This is a genomic window from Streptomyces coeruleorubidus (assembly GCF_028885415.1).
Classification (GTDB): domain Bacteria; phylum Actinomycetota; class Actinomycetes; order Streptomycetales; family Streptomycetaceae; genus Streptomyces; species Streptomyces coeruleorubidus_A.
The window spans coordinates 5,505,829-5,523,430 of sequence record NZ_CP118527.1 but is presented as its reverse complement, the minus strand read 5'-3'; the positions used below and the strand labels follow the sequence as shown (position 1 = coordinate 5,523,430).

The following is a 17,602-nucleotide window of genomic DNA, read 5'->3' as shown; positions in this document are numbered from 1 at the left end:
GTCAGCCCTTCTTTCCGTACCGGCGCTCGAAGCGCTCCACGCGTCCCGCGGTGTCCAGGACGCGGGCCGTGCCGGTGTAGAAGGGGTGGCTGACGTCGGAGATCTCGACGTCGACGACCGGGTAGGTGTTGCCGTCCTCCCACTCGACGGTCTTCTCACTCGTCATGGTCGAGCGGGTGAGGAAGGCGTAGTTCGCGGCACGGTCACGGAAGACGACGGGACCGTAGTCCGGGTGGATGCCCTTGCGCATGGTCAGCGCTCCTCTCGGAAGTCGACGTGGCGGCCGACGACCGGATCGAACTTGCGCAGGGTCAGTCGGTCCGGGTCGTTGCGACGGTTCTTGCGGGTCACGTAGGTGTAGCCGGTCCCGGCCGTGGACCGGAGTTTGATGACCGGTCGGAGTTCGTTGCGTGCCATGCCGCTATGCTACTGAAAATGAATTCCATTTACATCTCCTGAGCCAGAGAGGTACGTCACCACATGTCCGCCCACTGCATGCTGACCGGCACCCAGCCCGGCTTCGGCAACCGCATCTCGCACTCCCACCGGCGCACGTCACGCCGGTTCGACCCCAACATCCAGACCAAGCGCTACTGGCTGCCGAGCGAGGGCCGGTACGTACGCCTGCGGCTGAGCGCCAGGGCGATCAAGACCATCGACACGATCGGAGTCGAGGCGGCCGTCGCCCGGATCCGCGCCCGGGGAGTGAAGGTCTGATGGCGAAGAAGAGCAAGATCGCGAAGAACGACAAGCGGCAGGAGATCGTCGCGCGGTACGCCGCCCGGCGGGCCGAGCTGAAGGAGATCATCCGGCGGCCCTCGTCCACGGACGCCGAACGGCTCGCCGCGCAGGCGGAACTGCGCAGGCAGCCGCGCGACGCCAGCGCCACGCGGGTGCGCAACCGGGACCAGGTGGACGGGCGGCCGCGCGGTTACTTCCGGACGTTCGGGCTGTCCCGGGTGAGTCTGCGGGAGCAGGCGCATGCGGGGTACCTGCCGGGGGTGCGCAAGTCGTCCTGGTGAGCCGGGGTTTCCCGGCGCCGGCGGGCCGGTAAGAGGCCCCTGGGGGTTCGCCCCTGGGCCTCTTGACCGGCCCTGGTAGCTTGCTGCGGTCGTTCCGGCATGGGTCGGCGGGCTCCGACCGGGGCCGTCGGCCGGCTACAGCTTGGGGGCTTGCAGTGACTTCGGTGATCTTCTCGCGTCGCCCGGGAGCGTGTCGCCCGGGACCCCGTCGGCGCGCGCGGGTCGCGGCGGCGGCCGCGGGCCTGGCGGGCGTGCTCGTGCTGTCCGCGTGCAGCGGTGCCGGCGACTCCGGGGACGACTCGGCCTCCAGCCCGGCCCCGTCGGCCGCGGCGTCCGCCGGGACGGGCGGTGACTCCGGCTCCGGTTCCGACGCCGGTTCCGGCTCCGGTTCCGGCTCCGGTTCCGGTTCCGACGGGTCGGACGCCGGGGGGCTCGAGGGCAGCTGGCTCGCGACGACCGGCGGCAAGGCCGTGGCCCTGGTGATCACCGGTAAGCAGGCCGCGGTCTTCGCCACCGGCGGCAGCGTGTGCACCGGCACCGCGGGCGAGGAGTCCGGGACGCGGATGATCCGCCTGAAGTGCACGGACGGCAGCAAGGACCGGGCGATCGGCACGGTCGACTCCGTGAACGGCAAGAGCCTCAAGGTCACCTGGGAGGGCGGCCTCGGCGCGGAGACGTACACCAAGGCCGAGGGCGGGAAACTGCCGACCGGGCTGCCGACGGGGGGCCTCGGGTAGGAGCGTGGGGGTTTGAGGGGCCCGGGGGGTTTCAGAGGCTGTTCCGGCGGGTGGCCTGCCCCGGTGCGTGACGGTCCCTGCGTCCGAGATGATCCATGCGTCCGAACCGCCCATCGCCATCACGCACCAGAGGACCCCATGCGCCCCCTTCCTCCCCTCGCCCTGGCCGCCGCCCTCGCGGCCACGCTCCTGCTGACCGCCTGCGACGACGCCAAGACCAGTGCCGACGACGCCAAGAAGGCGGACCGGCCGGGCGGTTCGGCCTGCTCGATCGGCGACTTGGGCGTGGAGGTCGGGGCCGGTGCCGCCCCGGCGGCCGGGGACACCGGCAACGTCACCGTCACCCTCACCAACAACGGCGCCCCGTGCGCCCTGAAGGGCTTCCCCGCCGTGGACCTCGCGGCCGAGGACAGCACGACGTCCGTGTCCCCGGAGGAGGGCGCGAAGGCCCAGCCGCTCACGCTGGGGAAGGGCGGCACCACGTCCTTCACGATCACCTACGTCCGGGGCGAGGCCGGTTCCGCGAAGAGCCTTGCCGTGCGGAAGGCGTCCTTCACCCTGCCCGGCGCCGGCGAGGACGCGCACGACCTGACGTGGTCGTACGGCGAGGTCGCCAGGAGGGACGGGAGCGGCAGCGGCGGCGCGGCGCAGGCCTCGGTGAGCGGCTTCCAGTCCTCGGGCGACTGACGGCAGGTCAGCGCAACGGCGGGCGGTGTCCGACCTGGGCGCGGTCCGCCGCCTGCGCGCCCTGAGTCCAGCCCGCCGCGTCGCGCACACCGCGCAGACGGGTCGTGGTCGTCTCCGGGAACATCGAGTCCAGCCGGCCGGTGACCGCCACGTCGCGGGAGGCGAGGACCGGGAGCAGGTCCTCCGACACCTGGGTCTCGGCGGCTGCCGCCAGACGGGTGCCGATGCGGTGGGCATAGGCCGCGAGGAAGGACTGCCGGAACGTCTTGGTGCGCTTGCGGCCGGCCGCGCGCTGGGCGGCCTCCGCCTTGGTCATCGCGGTCGTGGCCTGCACGAGGAGTGAGGTGTAGAGGAGTTCGACCGCTTCCAGGTCGGTTTCGAAGCCGACGACGGTGGAGAAGCCGAAGGGCTCGTTCCACACCGCCCGGCAGTGGTTGGCGGCGGCGACGGCGTCCAGCAGTACCGCCTTGGCCTGCTCGTACGGCGGTTCGACACCGATCCGGCAGGCCCCGGGCGTCTCGGGCGAGGGTGCCCGGGCCGCTAGCAGCGCCTCGTCGACACTGTGCCGGGCCATCAGCTCCTGCGCCTTGGCACTGAGCGCCTCCGCCTCCTCCGGGAACCCGGTGGCCTCCGCCTTGGCGAGCAGGGCTCGGATGCGGCCGAACATCCGGGACTCGGTCTTCGGCTCCCCGGCGGACTCGTCGAGGGCCTCGAGGGCCGGCAGGCGCAGCAGCAGGCGGTACAGCTCCAGCACGGCGGTGGCGTACGAGAAGCGGTCGCTGCGGGGCGGGGGGTCGGCGGGGAGTTCCGCGAGCTGCGCGCTCCAGCGGCGGCCGCGCGGACGGTCGTGCGGCGCCTGCGCGCGGATCAGCGCCGCCACCAGGCGTACGTGCACGTCGTCCAGCTCGCGCCGGACGGTCCGCACGACATCGGCCGGCTGCCAGCCGCGCCGCCAGGCCGCCGCCACGAACTCCTCACCGCGCCGGGCGAGTTCGGCGTCCGCAGCCGGGTCGGAGGCGAGCAGGGACGCGCCGGTGTCGAGGGCCGTCTCGCTGCTGTCGTACAGGGCGGCCTCGAACGCGCGGTCGACGGTGGTGGGCGTACTCACGGGCCGATGGTGCCACGCCGGCAGGGGCGGCCCGGCACGCGCACGGTGTTCCTAGCCGCTCGCAAGCCGGGCACCGAAGGGTGTCGCAGGGTGTCGCAGGGTGTCAACTCGTGGTTGACACCCTGGCGAGCGCAACCTACGGTTGACACCATGACGACGAACCCCAACATCACGTCATCCGTGCGCCTCGACGACCTCATCGCGGCGATCAAGAAGGTTCACCAGGAACCCCTCGAACAGCTCCAGGACGCGGTGCTCGCCGCCGATCACCTCGGCGAGGTGGCCGACCACCTGATCGGCCACTTCGTGGACCAGGCCCGCCGTTCGGGCGCCTCCTGGACGGACATCGGCAAGAGCATGGGGGTCACCCGGCAGGCCGCGCAGAAGCGCTTCGTGCCGAAGGAGTCGGCGGACCTCGACCCGAGCCAGGGCTTCAACCGCTACACGCCCCGCGCCCGCAACACGGTGATGGCCGCGCACAACGCCGCCAAGTCCGCGCGCAACGCCGAGGGCGTGCCCGAGCACCTCGTCCTCGGTCTGCTGGCCGAGCCCGAGGGTCTCGCCGCGAAGGCGCTCGTCGAGCAGGGCGTCTCCCTCGACACGGTCCGCGAGGCGGCGACCGCCGCACTGCCGCCGGCCGTCGAGGAGGCCCCGGAGCTGGTGCCGTACGGCCAGGCCGCCAAGAAGGTCCTGGAGCTCACCTTCCGCGAGGCCCTGCGCCTCGGCCACAACTACATCGGCACCGAGCACATCCTGCTCGCCCTGCTGGAGCACGAGAACGGCCAGGGCGTCCTCAGCGGCCTGGGCATCGGCAAGGAGCGGACCGAGCGGTACGTGGCCGAGGTGCTGGAGAAGATCGTGCAGGCGCAGAAGGAGACGCTGGACGAGGCCTGAGGGCGCCCGGCGGTGACCGAGACGGCGACGTGACGGGACGGCGACCGGGGTCGGGGCGGGGCCGGGGCGGGGCCGGGGCCGGGGCCGGGGCCGAGGCCGAGGCCGGGGCCGAGGCCGGGGCCGAGGCCGGGGAGGAACGGCGACCGGCACCGGGACTGTGACCGGGACGGCGACCGGGGCCGGGACTGAGGCCGGGACCGGGACGGCGACCGGAGCCGGGACTGAGGCCGGGACTGAGGCCGGGACTGAGGCCAGGGCCGGGACTGAGGCCAGGGCCGGGACTGAGGCCGGGGCCGGGACGGCGACCGGGACCAAGGCCGGGACCGAGGTCGAGACCGAGACCTAGGCCGAGACCGGGACCGGAACCGGGACCCGGGCCGAGACCGGAACGGCGATCGGGGGGCGTTGTCAGACCCCCCTGGCACACTCGCAGCATGGCCGACCGGTGGGCGATCGCTCCGGCCGAGGACGGTGGCGTGGACGTCGCCCCCCTCGGTCCGGACGGGCTGCCCGCCGGGCCGGTGCGGCGGGAGGCGGATCCCGCCGAGGCCGTGCGGAGCCGTCCCGGCGTCACGCGGTGGGTGTGGCGGTCCACCGCCGAGGTCTACCCGCGCCTGCTCGCCACGGGGGTGCGAGTCGAGCGGTGCTACGACATCGAGGCCGCCGAGACGCTCCTCCTCGGCCACGAGGGGCGGTACGGGGAACCACGCTCGGCCGCGGCCGCCCTGGCCCGGCTGCGCGGCGGCCCCGTGCCGCCCGATCCGCCGCAGCGCTCCGCCGAACCGGGCTCCCAGTCCTCACTGTTCGAACCGCGGGGCGTCCACCTGCCCCTGCCCGACCTCCTCGCGGTCTACGCCGAGCAGCAGCGGCGGCACGAGCGGGCCGAACACCCCGACCGGATGCGCCTGCTGACGGCCGCCGAGTCCGCGGGCATGCTGGTGGCCGCCGAGATGAACCGCGCCGGGCTGCCCTGGCGCACCGAGGTCCATCGCGCGGTGCTGCACGACCTGCTGGGCGAGCGGTACGCGGGCGGCGGCGAACCACGCCGCCTGGCCGAGCTGGCCGACGAGGTGTCCGCCGCGTTCGGCCGCCGGGTCCGCCCCGACCTGCCCGCCGACGTGGTCAAGGCCTTCGCCCAGGCCGGCATCAAGGTCTCCTCCACCCGCCGCTGGGAGCTCGAGTCCGTCGACCACCCGGCCGTGAAGCCCCTGATCGAGTACAAGAAGCTGTACCGCATCTGGGTCGCCCACGGCTGGTCCTGGCTCCAGGACTGGGTGCGTGACGGGCGGTTCCGGCCCGAGTTCCTCGCGGGCGGGACGGTGACCGGGCGCTGGGTGACCAACGGCGGGGGCGGACTCCAGATCCCCAAGGTGATCCGGCGGGCCGTGGTCGCCGACCCCGGCTGGCGGCTCGTCGTCGCCGACGCCGACCAGATGGAGCCGCGCGTCCTCGCCGCGATCTCCCGCGACCCGGGCCTGATGGAGGTGGCGGGCCGGGAGACCGACCTGTACCAGTCCGTCTCCGACCGTGCCTTCTCCGGTGACCGCGCCCAGGCCAAACTCGCCGTGCTCGGCGCGGTCTACGGCCAGACCTCCGGCGACGGGCTGAAGAACCTCGCCGCGCTTCGACGCCGCTTCCCCAAGGCGGTGGCGTACGTCGACGATGCGGCCCGCGCCGGCGAGGAAGGCCGGCTCGTGCGGACGTGGCTCGGCCGGACCTGCCCGCCGGCGGCCCGGGGGACGGACGACGCGACCGAGGAGGCCGGCATCCCGGCCACCGACGAGGAGCAGCCTGACAGTGGACAGTGGGTACCCGGGTACGCCTCCACCAACGCCCGCGCCCGCGGCCGCTTCGCCCGTAACTTCGTCGTCCAGGGCAGCGCCGCCGACTGGGCCCTGCTCCTGCTCGCCGCCCTGCGGAGATCCTGCGCGGACATGGCGGCCGAGCTGGTCTTCTTCCAGCACGACGAGGTGATCGTGCACTGCCCCGAGGAGGAGACGGAGACGGTCGTCGCGGCGATCCGCGAGGCGGCGGCCCTGGCCGGACGGCTGACCTTCGGGGAGACGCCGGTGCGGTTTCCGTTCACGACGGCGGTGGTGGAGTGCTATGCGGACGCCAAGTAGGCGGTGTCAGTCGGTGGGAGCGAGCAGCTCGCGGAGTTCCGTGACCACCGCGTGCTCGTCCGTCCCCTCCAGCGCCGCGAGAGCAGAGCCCCACTCCTCGCGTGCCTCTGCGACATGCCCCCGTTCCCGTAACAGCAGCCCGTGCTGGTGGCGAGCGAGACCGCCGGTGTAGCGGTCGGCGCGGGCGTCGGCCCGCTCCAGCAGCTCGGCGCACTCGCGTACGGCCCGCTCGGTGCGGCCCAGCAGACGCAGCGCGCGGACCAGGCCGAGCCGGGTCTGGGACTCGCCGTGCCAGTCGCCCTGACCGCCGAGGATGCGCAGGCTCTCCTCGAAGTGCGGGAGGGCGGCGGCCTGTTCGCCGAGCCGCAGATGGGCGTATCCGATGTTGCAGTGCGCGCGGTGCCGCACGACCACGGCGCCGATCTCGTCCCCGATGGCGAGCGAACGCCGGTGCTGCTCGATGGCGGCCCGCGGGTCGGTGTGCTCGTAGAGGTTGCCGAGGTGGCTGTGGGTGACGGCCTCACCGTACGGGTCGTTCAGCTGCCGCGCGTACTCCAGGCTCCGTGTCAGCGCCTCGCCTGCCTCGGCGTGCCGGCCGAGTCCGTCGAGCAGCAGGCCGCGGTTGTTGAGGCAGCGGCGGATCCAGGACGGGTCGTCGAGCCGTCGCCAGATGGCCAGCGCGCGGTCGTTGAGGTCGAGGGCGTCGTTCTGGCGGCCGGTCAGGAAGTGCAGTCCGGCGAGGTCGACCAGCGCGTACGCCTCCGCCGCCTCGTCCCCGAGCCGCCGCGCCACGCCGAGGCCGGCCCGGCCGAGCACCTCCATCTCGGCGACGCGGCCCCTGCGGTGGGCGTAGGGGAAGATCAGCCGCACGAGAGTGGAGACGAGACCCGCACGCTGCCGGCACGGGTCGTCCGCGTGCCGCTCGACCAGGGTGACGACGTTCGCCAACTCCCTGTCGCCCCAGGCGAAGGCCTCCTCGGGGCTGCCGAAGGAGGTGACGGTGTCGACGTGCGCGGTGTGACCGGGTGGCTGGGCCGCGGTGGCGCGACGACGGTCGTCCTGGTCGGGCCCGGGCTCGACGATCGCGGCGAGGACCCGCTCGGCGACGGCGGCGTACCAGCGCAGGGCGGTGTCGGAGGCGCGGGCGGTCTCGGCGTCCCGCACTACGGCCAGGCCGCGGGCGGTCTCGCAGGCGCGGGCGCCGCCGACGTCCCGCACCTCGGAGGGGCCGATGGTGTCAGCATCCCGCACTCCGCCCGGTCCACGGGTGGTGCCGGAGGCGCCGATGCCGCTCGCGTCCCGCTCCCCGGCCAGGTCACGGGCAGTGCCGGTGCCGTCCGCGTCCCGCCCCCCAGCCCACTCACGGGCAGTGCCCGAGACACCCGTGCCATCCACACCCCGCTCCCCAGCCAGGTCACGGGCAGTGCCGGTGCCGTCCGCGTCCCGCCCCCCAGCCCGCGCACGGGCAGTTCCGGAAGCATCCGTGCCGCCCGCAACCCGCCCCTCGCCCCGTCCACAAGCAGTGTCGGAGGCACCGGTACCCTCCCCGCCCCGCTCCCCGGCCAGCTCGCGGGCGAAGTCGCGGACGAGGTCGTGGGGTGCGTAGCGGCCGTATGCCGGCTCCTGGAGCAGGGCCACGTCGACGAGGCGGTCCAGGGCGGCCTCGGTGCGGCGTTCGCCGGTGCCCGTGAGGCGGGCTAGCAGGGGGGCGCCGTAGGTGGGCAGATCGAGCGCGCCGATACGGCGGAGGATGAGGGCGGCGTCCCGGTCGGCCTCGCGCTCGGAGGCGGCGAGCGCGTCGTGCGCGACGGCCAGGGAGCGGCGCACGCTCAGGTCGTCGTACTCGAGGTGCCGCAACCGCCCTTCCGTCTCGGCCAGTTGCCCGGCGAGGACGTCCAGGGTGAGGGCCTGCCGGGCGGCGAGCCGCGCGGCGACGACGCGCAGGGCCAAAGGGAGGCGGCCGGTGAGTTCGGCGAGGCGACGGGCGGCGTCCGAACCGTCCAGTCCGTCACGGCCCGACGCCGCGACCAGGAGGGCCGCGCTCTCCTCGTCCGACAACGGGCCGAGCGGAAAGCGGGCGACACCGTCGAGGGCGGTGAGCGGCGAACGACTGGTGACGATCACCGCGCACCCGGCACCGCCCGGCAGCAGCGGCCGTACCTGCGCGGCGCTCGCGGCATCGTCCAGCACCAGGAGCGTGCGGGTCGGCGCGAGCAGCGAGCGCAGCAGAGCGGATGCCGCGTCGGGGCGCTCGGGGATACGGCAGGGCTCGGCCCCGAGGTAACGCAGCAGTGCGGTGAGCGCCTGACCAGGGGTGAGAGGGGTCATGCCGGGGGTCGCACCGTGCAGGTCGAGGTAGAGCTGCCCATCGGGGAAACGTTCCGCCAGCTCATGCGCGACGTGCAGCGCGAGGGCGCTCTTGCCGACGCCGGGCATGCCGCTGACGACGGCGGTGGCGGGGTAGGTCGGGGCGGTCGGGAACGCTTCGGGTGTCGTCAGTGTGCGGCGCAAGGAGTCGCGTACGGCGGTGCGCCCCGTGAAATGCGCGGGCGGCGGGGGAAGTTGAGCAGGCGGTGGCTGAGCAGACCATGGCGGCGCCGCGCCGGACGGCGTGCCGACGTGCGCGGAAGAAGCGGCGGCAGAGGAATCCCCGTCACCGAAGCCCTCGCCGGAACCGTCACCGAAGCCCCCCCGAACCACCGCTCCCCACGGCCCCCCGCAACACCTCCACATGCGCCTCCCGCACCCCGGGCCCCGGCTCGATGCCGAGCTGGTCGACCAGTCGGGTGCGCAGATCGCGATGGACGGCCAAGGCCTCGGCCTGGCGGCCGGTGCGGTGCAGGGCGAGCATGAGCTGGCGGTGGTACACCTCCCGCAGCGGATACTCGGCGGTCAACGCCGCCAGCTCCGGCACGAGCTCGTCCAGGCGCGGCCCGCCCAGCGCCAACTCGGCGTCGTAGCGCCACTCCAGAAGCAGCAGCCGGGCCTCGCGCAACCGCCGTGCGAAGGCGTATCCGCCCACCTCGGGCGGCAGCCCGGCGAGCGGTGCGCCCCGCCACAGTGCGAGCGCGGCGGCACACTCCCGCACGACGCGCTCCCACTCCTGCCCGGCGTGCGCCACACGCGCCGCGGCGACATGGGCGTCGAACACATGGACGTCCAGCTCACCCTCGTCGACCCGCAGCACATACCCGGACGGCACGGTCCGCAGCCGCTCGGGCTCGTCGAGCAACCGCCGCAGCCGGGCTACGTGGTTGTGCAGCGAGGCCTGGGCGGAAACAGGCGGCGCCCCGCCCCACAGCACGTCCTTGAGCGACTCGACGGAGACGACCCGCCCGGCGTCGAGCAGCAACGCGGCCAGCAGCACACGGGACTTGGGGCTTGCGACACCCCGGGCCTCACTCCGGCCGCACCGGCTGACGCCGTAGTACAGCACCGGCGGCCCGAGCAGCCCGAACCGCAGCCCGCTCCGCTCCCCGGAACCGTCCTCGCTGCCCGAGCAGGCAGATGCCCCCATCGCGCCCCCATCCCCCCGCGCCACCGCCTTGCCCTTGCCCTTGCCCTTGCCCTTGACGAGATTCCGCCGTTGACGTGTTTCCGCCCTCGAGGCAGCGGTTTTCCGCCACCTTCGTCTTCACGTTCTCCGCCGGAACAGCCCCGCACAGGCCGTCACCCGTCATGGTTCGGCGACTTCACGCCAATCGGCAGACGACGCAACGGCGAACCATTGGCCACATGTTAGCGATCTGTTGGCAAAACCTGATGTGATCACTACGTCGGATCTGGCCCGGCGGCGCGCGCGTCTGGACGCGCAACTCGGGGGAGTGTCGCCGCCGCGGCCGGGTCCGGGTCCCGGTCGGCGGAGGTGAACGGCCGGGGCCCCACCAAACTTCCGGCCACCAAACTTCCGGCCACCGAGCTTCCGACTACCAAGCTTGTGGCCACCCGGCGCACGCCCCTCGGCGTCAGATGACCGGCGGCCGCCCCAGCCGCGTGAGCCGCCACACCGTCCGCCAGCGCATGGGCCGCCGCTCACCCGCCGGCTCCCGTACGCCTTCCACGAACCCGCCCAACCATGCCCGCAGCCCGGCACGCGACCGGTTCCGCACGAGGGTGAGCAGCACCCAGACGCCCAGGTGGACGGGCACGAGCGCGAACGGCAGCCGGCGGCGGGCCAGCCAGACCCGGTTGCGGGCGTTCACGCGGTAGTAGATGGCGTGCCGGGCGGGCGAGGTCCTCGGATGCTGGAGCAGCAGTTCGGGCGCGTACAGGATGCGCCAGCCCGCGTCGGCCGCGCGCCAGGCCAGGTCGGTCTCCTCGTGTGCGAAGAAGAACTCGGCGGGCCAGTCGCCGACCTCGTCGAGCATGGCCATCCGCAGCGCGTGCCCGCCGCCGAGGAACCCGGTGACGTAACCGCCCCGCATGGGGTCCGAGTTGCCGATCCGGGGCACGTGCCGCTGCTGCGTCTCGCCCAGTTCGTCGGCGATGCGGAAACCGACGATGCCGAGCCGTTCGTCGGCGGCGTACAACTCCCGCACGCGGCGCAGCACATCGGCGTCGACGAGCAGCCCGTCGTCGTCCAGATCCACGACGACGTCGATGTCGCCGAACTCCCGCAGCCGCGCGAGGGCCACGTTCCGCCCGCCGGGACAGCCGAGGTTCTCGTCGAGCTCGATCGGGGTGACCTCGCCGGGCAGCGACAGCCGCCGGGCGAACTCGGGGAGCGGGCAGCCGTTGCCGACGATCACGATCCGCTCGGGCGGCACGTCCTGTTTGGCCACGGACCGCAGAAGCGCGTCGACCTCCTCGGGCCGGTTGCCCATCGTCACCACGGCGACGGCGATCCTGGGCGCCCCCATGTCCTCACCTCGTCCCGGTCGGCAACTGACGGGTTGACGGGCGATGCTAGCCGTTCACGATAAGGACCCTTTAAGTACGCCTGCCGGACGGCGATGCGTCTACGCCGTCCGGTGGAGGTGGCACCCGACCGGATCGGGCACGGGATGTCGGGTGCGGCAGGGTGCGCGCTGCCTAGCGTGGTGATCACCGAAGAGGAAGGACCGGGCGTGCTGGAACGGGCAATGGGGCTGGCTTCCGGACGCCGCGGACATCGCCGAGGCGTTCGCCGACACTCTGAGCACCGGAGTAAGGAAGGAAACAGCAGGTCATGGCGATGCCCCCCGACCCTGAGACCGACGCGGTCCGCCTGCGCGAAGCCATGGCGGACGTCCTCGCCCGCGACGGTGGCCTGGTAGACCCGGCCTGGCGAACGGCAGTCGCAGCAGTGCCGCGACACCGGTTTGTGCCCGGTTTCTACCTGCCCGCCGACGAGCGCGACGAGCGCGACGAGCGCGACGAGCAAGAACTTACGTTGTGGGAACCGGTCACCGCCGAGTTGGACTACGGGCGGTGGCTGGCCGGCGCGTACTCCGACACGACGCTGATCACCCAGTTCGACGGGGAGGAGCCCGACTGGAAGGCCCCGGTCGTCCGGCGTGGTGGTGCGCCCACCTCGTCATCCACGCTGCCGTCCCTGGTGGTGCGCATGTGGGCTGAGGCGGAAGTAACCGAGGGTCACACGGTGCTCGAGATCGGTACCGGGACCGGTTACTCGACGGCGCTGGCCTGCGAACGCCTCGACTCCGGAGATGTCACCAGCATCGAGGTCGACCCCCGGCGGTTGGAGTCGGCAGCAGACGCGCTGTACGGCTGCGGCTACAACCCAACCCTCGCCGTGGCGGACGGGCTGTACGGGTACTGGCCCGAGGCCCGCTTCGACCGCATCGTGGCTGCCTGCTCCTTCCGCACCGTCCCGCCCGCACTGCTCACCCAGACTCGGCCAGGCGGAAAGATCCTGCTCACCCTGTCGGGATGGCTTTACGGGTACGCCCGTGTCCTGCTGACCGTCGCCGGGGACGGCACGGCGGAGGGGGCGCTGCTGCCGGGCACGGTCTCCTTCATGGCTGCCCGAACCCATGCCGCACCGTCGTTCGGCAACCCTGCCCACTGGTCCGCCGGCCTGCCGGACAAGCCCAGGACGGCCCGGCACGGCCCAGATCGCCTCATGGCCGCGACGAAGGAGGCGTTCCATCTGCGGTTTCTCGCACAATGTGCCGTTTCAGGCGCCCAGTTGGTCAAGGTTGGCGAGGTGGTACACCTGGTCGATGTCGTGAGTGGCTCCGCAGCCACTCTCACGCCTGGCGACGGTGTTTGGGATGTACGTGAGGGCGGTCCGGTGAAGTTGTGGGAACGCGTCGAGGGAGTTCTAGACGCCTTCGATGGCGCGGGCCGACCGGGGCCTGAGACGTTCACGCTGCACGTGTGGGGCGGTGGGCAGTTCCTGCGGCACCCGAACATGCCTGGTCTGTCGCTGCCCAGTTGATAGCCCTGACATGGGGCGTCTCCCCCAATAACTGTTCCTCGGAGCACACCGCAGCACGCCAGGATGGACGGCATGACGACGATCCACGGTGATGTCGCGGCCGGGTTTGAACCGGTACGTGAGGCGTTCGCGGCGAACTTCGTACGGCACAGGGACATCGGAGCAGCGGTTTGCGTGTATCGCGATGGCCGGCCGGTGGTGGACCTGTGGGGTGGGGTCTCCGACGTCGACACCGGTCGCCCGTGGGCGCGGGACACTCTGCAGCTCGTCTATTCGGCGACCAAGGGGGCGACTGCGACCGCAGCCCATCTGCTGGTCCAGCGCGGCGTGCTGGACCTGGACGCTCCCGTGGCCGAGTACTGGCCGGAGTTCGCCGCGAACGGCAAGGCGGACCTCCCGGTGCGCTGGCTGCTGGCTCATCAGGCTGGCCTAGGACTTGTCCGGTCGATCATGTGACTACTCCGTGCCCGAGTCGTTCCTGTGGGCATGGGGCGGGGTGATCTGAGTGATGCCGAGTGGGAACGGCTTCGGCCTTTCCTGCCGGTCAGTAACGGGCGTTGTGGCAGGTGGCGGGATCACCGGCAGGTGATCGACGGGATTCTTCACCGGGTGCGGACCGGGGTGCAGTGGCGTGACCTGCCCGAACGTTTCGGGCCGTGGAAGACCGTTTACGAACGCCACCGCCTGTGGTCGGCCGACGGCACCTGGGAACACCTGCTCCAGCAGGTCCAGGCCGCAGTCGACGCCGCAGGTGAGATCGACTGGGACATCTCGGTCGACTCCACCATCGTCCGCGCGCATCAGCATGCGGCCGGCGCCCGCACCGACCCACCGCCGGCCCCGGGACCAAAGGGGGCCTCAGGGGTAGAACACCAGACCGGGACGCCATGGCAGAGCCTGGTCGCCCGCCTGGTGGAGGTGGTGCGGGAGGCGAGGGCCTGGGCCGCTCGCGGGGCGGGTTCACCAGCAAGCTCCACCTGAGCGCGGACGGCCGCTGCCGCCCGCTGTCCCTGATCGTCACTCCAGGTCAGCGGGCAGACTGCACCCAGTTCATGCCCGTCCTGGAGAAGATCCGCGTCCCCCGCTTCGGGCCGGGAAGGCCCCGCAGGAAGCCAGACAGCCTGGCGGCTGACAAGGCTTACAGCAACGGCCTCATCCGTGAGTACCTGCGACGGCGGGGCATCCGGCACACCATCCCGGAGAAGACCGACAGCCAGGCGGCCCGCCTGCGCAAAGGCGCACGCGGTGGACGGCCGCCCGGCTTCGACGAGGACCGCTACAAGAAGCGCAACACCGTCGAGCGGGCGATCAACCGGTTGAAGCAGTCCCGGTCGGTCGCCACGCGCTACGACAAGCGCGGCTACGTCTTCCTCGGCACCGCCACCGCGGCGGCGGTCGCCATCTGGCTCCGAACATGAACTCCTATGCGACCCAGCAGTAGACCCCTCATCTCGCAAGCTCAGCGGGTGGGACGCCTTGCCCCACCTGCTGAGCTAGCTCAGGGGCCGACGTATTCGTACACGCCCCCGTGAGGGTGCCGCAGCACTGCTCGGTGACCGTTGGGGGTGGGTTGCGCTGGCATCACCACGGTGGCACCGGCTGCAATGCCTTCTTCGACGGCGGCGGCCAGATCTGAGACCGCCAGGGTGGCACTCACCTGGGCGATCCTGCGCACTGCCTCGTCCGGACCGCAGAACAGAAGGAAGGGCCCGACGCTCGCCAGGCGCACACCGGCGAAGTCGAAGCGGTCGGCCGCCTCGCCGGTCAACCGCTCGTAGAAGGGGATGGCCGCCTCCAGGTCGTCGACGCGCTGTCGCGCGACCACTGAGTTGATCGTCATCGGCATGCTGGAGTACCTCGTCCGTCAGGGTCTGTGGTCAACACCGTTGGGCCTCTCGCAGTCGTTGTTCTGAGCCCGGCGTGGCTGGCGCCGTCCGGCGCCAGCCACGCCGGGTCTACGAACGGTCAGCCATCGCCACGGCTCTGCCAGGCTGCGCGCTGGCGCAGCGAGATCCGGTTGTCGTCGGGGTCCACTGCCTCGATGCGGACCCCGTACCCGTAGTCCTCCGGTTCGGGCTGGTCGAACGTCACACCGCGTTCACGGAGCACCTCGAAGTCTGCGCGCAGGTCGTCCGACTCGAGGAAGACCGGGCCGGGTGTGGTGCCGGGCTGAAGCTCGGCCGGCTGCCCAGCGGCCGCGGTGTGAGGCCAGAGGATGATTTCGAGCGGGCTGCCGGGGACGCCTATGGTGAGGAAGCGTCCGTCAGGCCCCGGGTAGTCGACGCGCTTCTCCAGGCCGAGCTGGTCCGTGTAGAACCTCAGCGCGCGCTCCTGATCGGTGACATAGAGCGTCACGTACATGATGTTCGTCAGCATGGTGCTCCTTCAGCGGTTACCTGGGCCCCTCCGGGCCCGTCATCACTCATGACGGAGCGGATTCAGGGAAGGTAACAACATGTTCGAGACCGGCTCGGCGGACCCGGTGGCCCAGGCGTTCGAAGCCCAGCGCGACCGGCTGCGTGCGGTCGCCCACCGCGTGCTCGGATCGCACGCCGACGCCGAGGACGTGGTCCAGGAAGCCTGGCTGCGGCTCTCCCGCCAGGACACGACCACCATCGAAAACCTCGCCGGCTGGCTCACCACCGTGGTCGGCCGGATCAGCCTCGACATCCTCCGGTCGCGCCAGGCCCGCCCCGAGGCATCCCTGGACGACCGTCTGCCCGACCTCATGGTGACGCTCGACGACGCTCCCGCCCCGGACGACGACGCGGTGCTCGCCGACTCGGTCGGACTCGCACTCCTCGTCGTCCTCGAATCGCTCCGGCCCAGCGAGCGGCTGGCGTTCGTGCTGCACGACCTGTTCGCGGTGCCCTTCGACGAGATCGGCCGCATCCTCGGCAAATCCACCAACGCCGCCAAGATGCTCGCCAGCCGCGCCCGCAGAAAGGTCCAGGCAACCGAGCAGCCGGCCAGCGCACGCCGGGAGCAGCGCCAAGTGGTTTCCGCCTTCCTGGCGGCCGCCCGCGGTGGAGACTTCGAGGGTCTGCTACGCGTGCTCGACCCCGAGGTGCGGCTCACCGTCGACACCCCCGGCGGCTTGGTCGTCACCCTCGGCGCCACCAAGGTCGCCGCCAGCGCGCAGCTGGCCGCCAGCGCGGCCACCCAGGGCCGGGCAGCCCTCGTGGGCGGCCTTCCCGGAGTTATCTCCTGGCGCGAGGACGGGACCCCTCTCTCCGTCCTCGCGTTCACCGTCACAGACTGCCGCATCACCGCCATCGGCGCCGTGGTCGACCCGGCCAAGCTCGCGCGGATGAACCTGCCGGACCCGGCGTGAGCAGCTGTGTCACGCCGCCCCCGTGACGCTCGACCAGGGCACCGCGTGCGGCTTCGCGCATGATCGGCCGGACAGCTCCTAGCCGCTCTGGACCGGCCGGTGCCCCTGTCTGAGGTCTTGGCCTGGGAGCCGATGGCGGCCGCACTGGCTTCGCAGCGTCCGCTGTGGGCGCCAGGCACCGCACACGGATATCACGGCAGAACTTGGGGATGGCTGGTCGGTGAGGTGATCCGCCGGGTGTCGGGCCGCACGCCGGGGCGCTTCTTCGCCAAAGAGATCGCGGCTCCTCTGGGGCTCGACTTCTTCATCGGGCTGCCTTCGAGCGAACGCAAACGGGTCAGCAGTCGTTCGGCCACACGGCATTGCCTTCGGCTACGTGATGAACCACATCATCGAGGGGGCTGACGATTTTCGGGCGGATTCGCTGGTTGAGGCAGTGCGCAAGTCGCTGCCCTAACAGACCAGGTCTGCAACCATCACGTGGGCTGTGACGTACTCACGGCCGCCCGGTTCTTCCGAGGTTGGCGGTTCCGGGGCAGCCCAGGGGCGGGGCGGCGGGGCCGATTGGGTCGGGGTGCGGGACCGTCGCCGGGTGGCTGGTGAGTGGTAGCCGTGGGTGCGCGGAGCCACTCGTGCGCAGAGCAGAAAGTGCCTTCCTGCTGGAACGACAGGAGCCTTGGAGAAGCCCTGCCGTTCCAGTTCAGAAGGCACTATCACTGTCCTGCTCAAGCCCCCGACGCCTCTTGGGCGAAAAGGCCGGGCCCTGCTGCGCTCACCCGGGCGGTTCGGTGCCCGCCGCGTCCGGCGGGGTCGGTACGACACCCGGGAGTGGAGCCATCACCGAATGCCCCTCCTCCCAGGTGATGGTCTCGGTGGCGCGGACGGGGCGGTTCTTGGTACCTGCGTTGCCGGTGATATCCACTTTCCATACGCCCGCGAAGTCAGATGCGCGCGTCCACCGAACGTCCCAGTCCTGTCCGCCGTACGCCTTGATCCGGGCGCGTGCGTCCTTGGAGCCCTGGGGATGGGCGTCGAGCAGCCCGGCCAGCCCGTCCTCGTCCGATGTGTTGAGGAACTGTACGTAGTCCTGCAGGAAACGGTCCTGGTCCGCCAGGTCGGGTTTCGCGGACGCGGAGTCGTCCCCGCCGCCACAGGCGGTGAGCAGTACCGCGCAGAGCACCGCCACGAGCAGTCCGAGGGGCAGCGCCGTGGCACGTCTGTAGCTCCCGTTTCTCATGAAAATCCCCCAACTCAGGCCTTTAGCACGCCGGCTGAAGGGACCCTGTCACCTCCGGCCACGCACGGCGAGACCTTT

General features: G+C 71.9%; 18 protein-coding genes and 2 pseudogenes. 11 read left to right on the top strand and 9 right to left on the bottom strand.

The features are described 5' to 3' along the window. Position 1: 1 nt before the first annotated feature. Both PV963_RS25710 and rpmG read right to left on the bottom strand, forming a co-directional pair. Positions 2–250, bottom strand: coding sequence for a type B 50S ribosomal protein L31 (locus PV963_RS25710; protein WP_274818094.1), 249 nt, complete (start codon positions 248–250; stop codon positions 2–4). Between the two features lie 2 nt (positions 251–252). After that, positions 253–417, bottom strand: a complete 165-nt coding sequence (gene rpmG / locus PV963_RS25705) for a 50S ribosomal protein L33 (protein WP_010044249.1) — start codon at positions 415–417, stop codon at positions 253–255. Positions 418–480: 63 nt separating this feature from the next. On the opposite strand from rpmG, the gene rpmB reads away from it, so the two are divergent. The 4 genes from rpmB (at position 481) to PV963_RS25685 (ending at position 2,446) form a co-directional block, all read left to right on the top strand. Further along, positions 481–717 (top strand): 50S ribosomal protein L28, encoded by a 237-nt coding sequence (rpmB, locus tag PV963_RS25700; protein ID WP_059419095.1) that lies wholly within the window; start codon positions 481–483, stop codon positions 715–717. Then, the gene (gene rpsN, locus PV963_RS25695; protein WP_274818093.1) at positions 717–1,022 is read left to right on the top strand and encodes a 30S ribosomal protein S14; all 306 of its coding nucleotides are present in this window, start codon (positions 717–719) and stop codon (positions 1,020–1,022) included. Before rpmB ends, rpsN begins: the two co-directional genes overlap by 1 nt. 164 nt (positions 1,023–1,186) lie before the next feature. Continuing rightward, on the top strand, positions 1,187–1,759 hold the full coding sequence (locus PV963_RS25690; RefSeq protein WP_425540940.1) for a hypothetical protein: 573 nt from the start codon (positions 1,187–1,189) through the stop codon (positions 1,757–1,759). A 138-nt stretch (positions 1,760–1,897) separates the two neighbouring features. Beyond that, positions 1,898–2,446 carry a DUF4232 domain-containing protein gene (locus PV963_RS25685; protein ID WP_274818092.1) on the top strand — a complete coding sequence of 183 codons (549 nt, stop codon included), beginning with the start codon at positions 1,898–1,900 and terminating at the stop codon, positions 2,444–2,446. A gap of 7 nt (positions 2,447–2,453) precedes the next feature. Here PV963_RS25685 and PV963_RS25680 read toward each other — a convergent pair whose 3' ends face one another. Then, entirely contained in the window at positions 2,454–3,554 is a 1,101-nt protein-coding gene (locus PV963_RS25680; RefSeq protein WP_274818091.1) for a DUF2786 domain-containing protein, read from the bottom strand. A gap of 150 nt (positions 3,555–3,704) precedes the next feature. Here PV963_RS25680 and PV963_RS25675 point away from each other — a divergent pair, with 150 nt between their 5' ends. Continuing rightward, positions 3,705–4,448: a Clp protease N-terminal domain-containing protein gene (locus PV963_RS25675; RefSeq protein ID WP_274818090.1), complete on the top strand. Its 744-nt coding sequence runs from the start codon at positions 3,705–3,707 to the stop codon at positions 4,446–4,448. A 434-nt stretch (positions 4,449–4,882) separates the two neighbouring features. Then, entirely contained in the window at positions 4,883–6,571 is a 1,689-nt protein-coding gene (locus PV963_RS25670) for a bifunctional 3'-5' exonuclease/DNA polymerase (RefSeq protein ID WP_274818089.1), read from the top strand. 6 nt (positions 6,572–6,577) lie between these two features. On the opposite strand, the gene PV963_RS25665 is transcribed toward PV963_RS25670, so the two are convergent. The 3 genes from PV963_RS25665 to PV963_RS25655 form a co-directional block, all read right to left on the bottom strand. After that, entirely contained in the window at positions 6,578–9,082 is a 2,505-nt protein-coding gene (locus PV963_RS25665) for a tetratricopeptide repeat protein (RefSeq protein WP_274818088.1), read from the bottom strand. A gap of 166 nt (positions 9,083–9,248) precedes the next feature. Next, positions 9,249–10,088, bottom strand: coding sequence for an AfsR/SARP family transcriptional regulator (locus PV963_RS44045; RefSeq protein WP_274818087.1), 840 nt, complete (start codon positions 10,086–10,088; stop codon positions 9,249–9,251). A gap of 448 nt (positions 10,089–10,536) precedes the next feature. Beyond that, positions 10,537–11,430 carry a glycosyltransferase family 2 protein gene (locus tag PV963_RS25655; protein WP_274818086.1) on the bottom strand — a complete coding sequence of 298 codons (894 nt, stop codon included), beginning with the start codon at positions 11,428–11,430 and terminating at the stop codon, positions 10,537–10,539. 308 nt (positions 11,431–11,738) lie between these two features. Between PV963_RS25655 and tgmC the strand changes: the two genes are divergently transcribed. The 3 genes and pseudogenes from tgmC to PV963_RS25640 all read left to right on the top strand — a co-directional run bounded on the left by tgmC (position 11,739) and on the right by PV963_RS25640 (position 14,371). After that, positions 11,739–12,953 carry an ATP-grasp peptide maturase system methyltransferase gene (gene tgmC / locus PV963_RS25650; protein WP_274818085.1) on the top strand — a complete coding sequence of 405 codons (1,215 nt, stop codon included), beginning with the start codon at positions 11,739–11,741 and terminating at the stop codon, positions 12,951–12,953. 72 nt (positions 12,954–13,025) lie between these two features. Then, positions 13,026–13,385, top strand: a pseudogene (locus tag PV963_RS25645) (serine hydrolase domain-containing protein); the annotation flags it as partial. Between the two features lie 54 nt (positions 13,386–13,439). Then, positions 13,440–14,371 (top strand): IS5 family transposase gene (locus PV963_RS25640; RefSeq protein ID WP_425540939.1). Its coding sequence is split into 2 segments (ribosomal slippage): positions 13,440–13,812 and positions 13,812–14,371, totalling 933 coding nucleotides; the frame shifts between segments, so codons are not numbered across the junction. An 80-nt stretch (positions 14,372–14,451) separates the two neighbouring features. Here PV963_RS25640 and PV963_RS25635 read toward each other — a convergent pair. After that, the gene (locus PV963_RS25635) at positions 14,452–14,799 is read right to left on the bottom strand and encodes a VOC family protein (RefSeq protein ID WP_274818083.1); all 348 of its coding nucleotides are present in this window, start codon (positions 14,797–14,799) and stop codon (positions 14,452–14,454) included. Between the two features lie 119 nt (positions 14,800–14,918). Then, positions 14,919–15,329: a VOC family protein gene (locus tag PV963_RS25630; protein WP_274818082.1), complete on the bottom strand. Its 411-nt coding sequence runs from the start codon at positions 15,327–15,329 to the stop codon at positions 14,919–14,921. A gap of 79 nt (positions 15,330–15,408) precedes the next feature. On the opposite strand from PV963_RS25630, the gene PV963_RS25625 reads away from it, so the two are divergent. Continuing rightward, entirely contained in the window at positions 15,409–16,287 is an 879-nt protein-coding gene (locus PV963_RS25625; RefSeq protein ID WP_274818081.1) for a sigma-70 family RNA polymerase sigma factor, read from the top strand. 78 nt (positions 16,288–16,365) lie between these two features. Continuing rightward, positions 16,366–16,629 (top strand): annotated as a pseudogene (locus PV963_RS25620) (serine hydrolase domain-containing protein); the annotation flags it as partial. 430 nt (positions 16,630–17,059) lie between these two features. Here PV963_RS25620 and PV963_RS25615 read toward each other — a convergent pair. Next, positions 17,060–17,524, bottom strand: a complete 465-nt coding sequence (locus tag PV963_RS25615; RefSeq protein WP_274818080.1) for a hypothetical protein — start codon at positions 17,522–17,524, stop codon at positions 17,060–17,062. Positions 17,525–17,602: the final 78 nt, after the last annotated feature.

Excerpts from the sequence above, each read along its gene's own strand:
- PV963_RS25710 (WP_274818094.1), bottom strand. The coding sequence starts at position 250 with ATGCGCAAGGGCATCCACCCGGACTACGGTCCCGTCGTCTTCCGTGAC.
- rpmG (WP_010044249.1), bottom strand. The coding sequence starts at position 417 with ATGGCACGCAACGAACTCCGACCGGTCATCAAACTCCGGTCCACGGCC.
- rpmB (WP_059419095.1), top strand. The coding sequence starts at position 481 with ATGTCCGCCCACTGCATGCTGACCGGCACCCAGCCCGGCTTCGGCAAC.
- rpsN (WP_274818093.1), top strand. The coding sequence starts at position 717 with ATGGCGAAGAAGAGCAAGATCGCGAAGAACGACAAGCGGCAGGAGATC.
- PV963_RS25685 (WP_274818092.1), top strand. The coding sequence starts at position 1,898 with ATGCGCCCCCTTCCTCCCCTCGCCCTGGCCGCCGCCCTCGCGGCCACG.
- PV963_RS25675 (WP_274818090.1), top strand. The coding sequence starts at position 3,705 with ATGACGACGAACCCCAACATCACGTCATCCGTGCGCCTCGACGACCTC.
- PV963_RS25670 (WP_274818089.1), top strand. The coding sequence starts at position 4,883 with ATGGCCGACCGGTGGGCGATCGCTCCGGCCGAGGACGGTGGCGTGGAC.
- PV963_RS44045 (WP_274818087.1), bottom strand. The coding sequence starts at position 10,088 with ATGGGGGCATCTGCCTGCTCGGGCAGCGAGGACGGTTCCGGGGAGCGG.
- PV963_RS25655 (WP_274818086.1), bottom strand. The coding sequence starts at position 11,430 with ATGGGGGCGCCCAGGATCGCCGTCGCCGTGGTGACGATGGGCAACCGG.
- tgmC (WP_274818085.1), top strand. The coding sequence starts at position 11,739 with ATGGCGATGCCCCCCGACCCTGAGACCGACGCGGTCCGCCTGCGCGAA.
- PV963_RS25635 (WP_274818083.1), bottom strand. The coding sequence starts at position 14,799 with ATGCCGATGACGATCAACTCAGTGGTCGCGCGACAGCGCGTCGACGAC.
- PV963_RS25630 (WP_274818082.1), bottom strand. The coding sequence starts at position 15,329 with ATGCTGACGAACATCATGTACGTGACGCTCTATGTCACCGATCAGGAG.
- PV963_RS25625 (WP_274818081.1), top strand. The coding sequence starts at position 15,409 with ATGTTCGAGACCGGCTCGGCGGACCCGGTGGCCCAGGCGTTCGAAGCC.
- PV963_RS25615 (WP_274818080.1), bottom strand. The coding sequence starts at position 17,524 with ATGAGAAACGGGAGCTACAGACGTGCCACGGCGCTGCCCCTCGGACTG.